Raw genomic sequence first — 5741 nt, forward strand, 5'->3', positions numbered from 1 at the left:
GCGCCTCATGCGGCGCCTCCCGCGGCGCCCCATGCGGTGCCTCCCGCCATGCCTACGGAGGCGCCGTCCCCGCCCCGTGCGGTGCCGCCGCAGCCCGGCAAGGCGCCCGGGACGGTTTCGCAGAGCCGGTCCCCGTTCCTCGCCTGGCTCCGCACGCCCCGTGTCGCCGCGGGCCCCGGCATCTGGGCGTACGGCTACCGTCCCAAGCCCCCGGAGGAGCCGGACCGCATCCCAGGCCGGCAGCTCCTCAGCGGGGCGGTCATCGCCCTCCTGTGCGGCTGGCTGCTGGGGTCGCTGCTGTGGAACGGCTACCTCGGCTCCTACTGGCTGTGGCCGCTGACCGTCCTGACCCCCGACTCGTGGCACAGGGGCATGGCGGCGGTGTGGACTATCTACACCTATTACGCCATCTGCCTGGGCGTTCTCATCTGCGTCTTCGGCCGCCTGGGGCGCTGGCCCCAGGTCTGGCGGCGGTACTTCGCGCCGCTGTTGGCGCGGCTGTGGGACGACGGCGGAGCCCTCCCGGCCGCTGTGGGAGGCGGCCCCCGCCAGGACCCGGCCGACTGGCCCCAGCTGCGCGCCGCGGGTGTGCACGAGGCGGCGGAACGGCTCGCTGCGGAAGCACGCGCCGGGCTGATGAACGATGTCGACCACGCCCGCATCGAGCGGGCCTGGCAGACCGTACGCGTGCAGCCGGGAAGGCTCGCGGCCTTCACCGAAACCGTTCTGCGGCACGGGGCGGCCGCTTGCGCGCACCCGTCCGGTGCGCGCGATCTGCCCGTACGCGCCGCGCGCCACGACCTCGTCACCCGGCAGGTCCGCCTCGGCACCGCCGTGGACGACGAGCGCAACCCGTACGTGCACCGGGGCGCCGGATTCGCCCTCGACCCCCGTCTGCTCGGTACGTCCTTGCTCGCAGTCGGCCCGCCCGGCAGCGGCAAGACGGACCGGCTGATCCGCCCTGTGCTGGAGTCGCTGTGCCTGCAGGCGCTTGCCGGCCGGGCGGCCGTGGTCGCGGTCGGGGCGGCGGGGGCGGGCCTCGCGCCGGACGAGGCGTTCGACGTCGTCGTGCGCATCGGCCGGCCGGACTCCGCGTACGACCTCGACCTCTACGGCGGCACCGACGACCCCGACGAGGCTGCCGCCGTCCTCGCCGAGGGCCTCGTGGGCGACCTCACCGCCACCCTGCCGGGCGAAGGGGGCCGCCGAGCCGCAACCGTCCTGGCCCAGATCCTCGGCCCTTACCGGGCCGCTCACGGCCGCTTCCCGTCCGTCCCCGAGCTGCGCGAGCTCCTGGACGGCTCGCCCGCCGCCGTGGCCTCCCTGCGCGCCGCCCTCACGGACGCGGGGCAGGAGGCCCTCATCCGCGAGCTCGACGCCCGGGAGCGGCAGGCGCACCGCCCCGGCGACGCCGGCCCCATGCTCGCCGACCGCCTCGCGCTCCTCGACCGCCCGGCCTTCGCCCGCTTCTTCGACACCACCGACCCTTCGCGCACCTTCTCACTGCGCGCCCTGGAGCACCCGCTGCGCGTCCGGATCGACCTGCCCGAGCGCGGGCACGCCGAGGCGTCACGGATGCTGGCCCGGCTCGTCCTCGCCCAGTTCACGGAGTGCGCGGTCGCGCGGGGCGACCGCTCCCTCTTCGCGTGCCTCGTCCTCGACGACGCCACCCACACCGTCACCCCCGAGGCCGTACGGGGCCTGGCGCGGCTCCGTTCGGCCCATGCGGGAGCGCTGCTCACCCTCCGTACGCTCGACGACGTACCCGACTCCCTGCGCAGCGCGCTGCTGGGCTCCGTCGGCTGCCGCATGGCGTTCTCCGGCGTCACCACCTGGGACGGGGCGCGCTTCGCGGAAGTGTGGGGCAAGGAGTGGGTGGAGACCCGCGACGTCACCGACCGTCAGATCATCGCCCACGAGCCTCTGACCCGCGTCACGCATGTGGTGCGCAGGCTCGTCACGGGGCGGGCGGTGACCGCGCAGTCGGTGACGGTGCGCAAGGTGGAGCGGGAGCGCTGGTCCGCCTCCGAGCTGGCGCACGGGGTGCCTGCGGGACATGCGGTGCTGTCGGTGACTTCCGTGCGGGGGAACAGCGCGCCGCCGGTGCTCGTCGATCTGCAGCGGTGAACCGGTTCGTGTTACCGGTGATTGCTCCACTGAGGCAGAATCGGTCGCAGATGTTCATACGCGACGGCACTTTTGCCCCGACGCCCCTCCCGAAGGTGCCATGCCCCTCACGCTCGCCTCACTCGTCCACCACTCCGCGCTGAAACTCACCGTCCTCGCGGGGGAGGACCGGCTGGACAGGCCCGTCCGCTGGGCGCACGTCAGTGAGCTGGCCGATCCCGTGCCGTGGATGGACGGCGGCGAGCTGCTGCTGATCACCGCACTGAAGATCGACGCGGAGGATCCCGAGGCCATGCGGCAGTACGTCCGCCGCCTCGTGCGCGCAGGTGTCGTGGGCCTCGGCTTCGCGGTCGGCGTCAACTACGAGCGGGTGCCGGAGGCGCTGGTCGATGCGGCAGGGGGCGAGGGCCTGCCGCTGCTGGAGGTGCCCCGTCGTACGCCCTTCATCGCCATCACGAAGGCGGTGTCCGCAGCCATCGCGGCCGACCAGTACCGGGCGGTGACGGCCGGATTCGAGGCGCAGCGTGAACTGACCCGCGCCGCCCTGGGCCCGGAGGGGCCGGCGGCCCTCGTCGCCCGGCTCGCCGCACACCTCGACGGCTGGGCGGCGCTGTACGACGCCTCGGGCTCCGTCGTCGCGGCGGCGCCCGAATGGGCTGCGCGCCGGGCCGCGCGCCTCGGAGCGGACGTCGAGCGGCTGCGGGAGCGCCCCGCGCCCGCCACCGCCGTCGTGGGCACGGATCCCGCCGAGGAGGGAGCCGACCGCGTTGAGCTGCAGTCCCTCGGCTCCGGGCGGCGCGCACGGGGGGTTCTCGCCGTCGGTACGGGCGCGCCCCTGGGAACCGCCGAGCGCTACGCCGTGCACTCCGCCATCGCCCTGCTCACCCTCACCACCGAGCGCTCCAGGGCCCTGCAGGAGGCGGAGCAGCGACTGGGCGCGGCACTGCTGCGCATGCTCCTCGCCGGCGAACCCGACCATGCACGGGCAGTGGCCGGGGATCTCTACGGAAGCCTGCTGGACGCTCCGTTCCGGGTGATCGTCGCGGAAGCGGTGGAGATGCCCGCCGACGCCGACGCCATCGGCCCGGAGGGGGAGGGCGAGCCCGCCGTGGAGCCGCTGGCCGTGCTCGCGGACACCCTGGAGACCGCCGCGGGCCGGGTGGCGGAGCCGCTGCTGGTCGTCCCGGACGGCGAACGGCTCGTCGTCCTTGCGCCCGACGGCGGTGCGGTCGCCGCGGCATGCGGGGAACACGCCCGTGCCATAGAAGCCCGCCGTGGGACGAAGGCGCGGCCCCGGGACCGCAGCGCCGCCGCCCCTGCCTGCGACCTCGTCATCGGCCTGTCCGCCCCCGCAGGGCCCATCGCCGCCGCGGCGGCCTTCCGCCAGGCGGAGCAGGCCCTGTCCGTCGCACGCCGCCGCGGCAGGGTCCTCGTGGAGCACGAAGAGGTCGCCGCCGGCTCGGTACTGCCGCTCCTCGCGGACGATGCGGTACGCGCCTTCGCGGACGGCATGCTGCGGGCCCTCCGGGAGCACGACGCAACCGGGCGCGGCGACCTCGTCGCCTCCCTGCGCGCCTGGCTCTCCCGCCACGGCCAGTGGGACGCGGCGGCGGCGGACCTCGGCGTCCACCGCCATACGCTGCGCTACCGCATGCGACGGGTGGAGGAGATCCTGGGCCGCTCTCTGGATGATCCCGACGTCCGTATGGAGCTGTGGCTGGCTCTGAAGGCGACTGCGGCTTCGGGGCAGGAGTAGAACGCCCCTGGACCCGGACTCGGGGCCCGGCAGGGCGTCGTAAGCCGGGGGGAGCTCCAGGTGCCGCGGTCCGAGTGGCCGAGGGAGGGCGGCATGGGGCCGGGGCCGGTCGGTCCGGCGTGGTCCCGCTCAGGGGAGCGAGTGCGTGGCGGCATGAGGCCCCTCGCGGGTGGCGCCCCGCGGGCCCCATGCGCGCCGCATGGGGCCCCCGCCGCCGGGTCTCAAGCCGTTGGGAAGACCCACGGACCTGAGCCCTGTAGGTGCACGAGGCGCAGCCACTCCGCCATTGCGGTGCTCCCCGCGCCGGTACTGCTCCACCGCGGACAATCGGCGCCCGGCCGCCCCGCACCTACCGTGGGGGAGCAATATCCACACCACTTGGGAAGGGCCGGGATTGTGACTGCTCCCCACGCGTTCTGGCTGGCCGGCCGCGAGGCCACCGGCGAGGAGACCTTCGACGTCACGAACTCCTGGGACGGCCGTCTCGTCGGCACCGTGAGCGTGCCCACCGAGGCACAGGTCGAGGAGGCCGTGGCCGCCGCGCACGCCGTACGAGAGGAGTTCGCGGCGACGCCCGCGCACGTGCGGACCGCCGCCCTCGACCACGTCGCGAAGCGGCTCACCGAGCGCACCGAGGAGATAGCCCAGCTCATCTCCGCCGAGAACGGCAAGCCCATCAAGTGGGCCCGCGGCGAGGTTGGTCGCGCTGTCTCCGTCTTCCGCTGGGCCGCCGAGGAGGCTCGCCGCTTCAACGCCGGCGACGCGCAGCGCCTCGACACCGACGCGGGCGGCACCGGCCGTCTGGCACTGACCCGCCGCTTCCCGCGCGGCACCGTGCTGGGCATCGCGCCGTTCAACTTCCCGCTGAACCTGAGCGCCCACAAGGTCGCCCCCGCGATCGCCGTCGGTGCGCCGATCATCCTCAAGCCCGCTCCGGCGACCCCGATCTCCTCCCTCGTGCTGGGCGAGATTCTGGCCGAGACGGACCTGCCGGCGGGCTCCTGGAGCGTGCTGCCGGTCCCGAACGACCGCATGCCCGCCCTCGTCCAGGACGAGCGCCTGCCGGTCATCTCCTTCACCGGCTCCGGGCCGGTCGGCTGGTCGATCCTCGACTCCGCCCCCCGCAAGCACGTCACCCTTGAGCTCGGCGGCAACGGTGCGGCCGTCGTCCTGGCCGACTGGTCCTCCGAGGAGGACCTCGACTGGGCCGCACAGCGCATCGCGACGTTCTCGAACTACCAGGGCGGCCAGTCCTGCATCTCGGTGCAGCGCGTCATCGCCGACGCCTCGCTGTACGAGCGCCTCGTGCCCAAGGTCGTGGCCGCCGTCGAGGCGCAGGTCACCGGTGACCCGTCGGACGCCGCGACGGACGTCGGCCCGCTCGTCAGCGAGGACGCCGCCAAGCGCGTGGAGTCCTGGGTGGACGAGGCCGTGGAGAAGGGTGCCGCCCTGCTCACCGGCGGCAAGCGCGACGGCGCGACCTACGCCCCGACCGTGCTCGCGGACGTGCCGGCCGACGTGACCATCGCCTGCGAGGAGGTCTTCGGCCCCGTCCTGACGATCACCAAGGCCGAGGGCGAGGAGGCCGCTTTCGCCGCCGTCAACGACTCGCCGTACGGCCTGCAGGCCGGCGTCTTCACGCACGACCTGCAGACGGCTTTCCGGGCGCACCGTGCCCTGGAGACCGGCGGCGTCATCATCGGCGATGTGCCGTCCTACCGCGCGGACCAGATGCCCTACGGCGGCGCCAAGCAGTCCGGCGTGGGGCGCGAGGGCGTGCGCTACGCGATGGACGACTACACCTACGAGCGCGTGCTCGTCCTGACGGGCCTGGCGCTCTAGCAGGAACTGCCTGCCT

At 74.3% G+C, this 5741-nt stretch carries 3 protein-coding genes; all 3 read left to right on the top strand.

Features of this window, described 5'->3' with window-relative positions; all coding sequences use genetic code 11:
* Positions 1 to 2127, top strand: a 2127-nt coding sequence (locus V7793_RS32195) for an ATP-binding protein (RefSeq protein WP_336013246.1), incomplete at its 5' end; no start/stop codon positions are given.
* Positions 2128 to 2227: 100 nt separating this feature from the next.
* Positions 2228 to 3883: a PucR family transcriptional regulator gene (locus V7793_RS32200; RefSeq protein ID WP_336013247.1), complete on the top strand. Its 1656-nt coding sequence runs from the start codon at positions 2228 to 2230 to the stop codon at positions 3881 to 3883.
* 396 nt (positions 3884 to 4279) lie between these two features.
* Positions 4280 to 5725, top strand: a complete 1446-nt coding sequence (locus tag V7793_RS32205; protein WP_058046516.1) for an aldehyde dehydrogenase family protein — start codon at positions 4280 to 4282, stop codon at positions 5723 to 5725.
* Positions 5726 to 5741 lie beyond the last annotated feature (16 nt).

The sequence above is a fragment of the Streptomyces sp. KLMMK genome (genome assembly GCF_036961605.1).
Taxonomy (GTDB): Bacteria; Actinomycetota; Actinomycetes; order Streptomycetales; family Streptomycetaceae; genus Streptomyces; species Streptomyces telluris.

Bases quoted from the DNA above. Each gene is read 5' to 3' on its own strand.
- V7793_RS32200 (WP_336013247.1), top strand. From the start codon at position 2,228: ATGCCCCTCACGCTCGCCTCACTCGTCCACCACTCCGCGCTGAAACTC.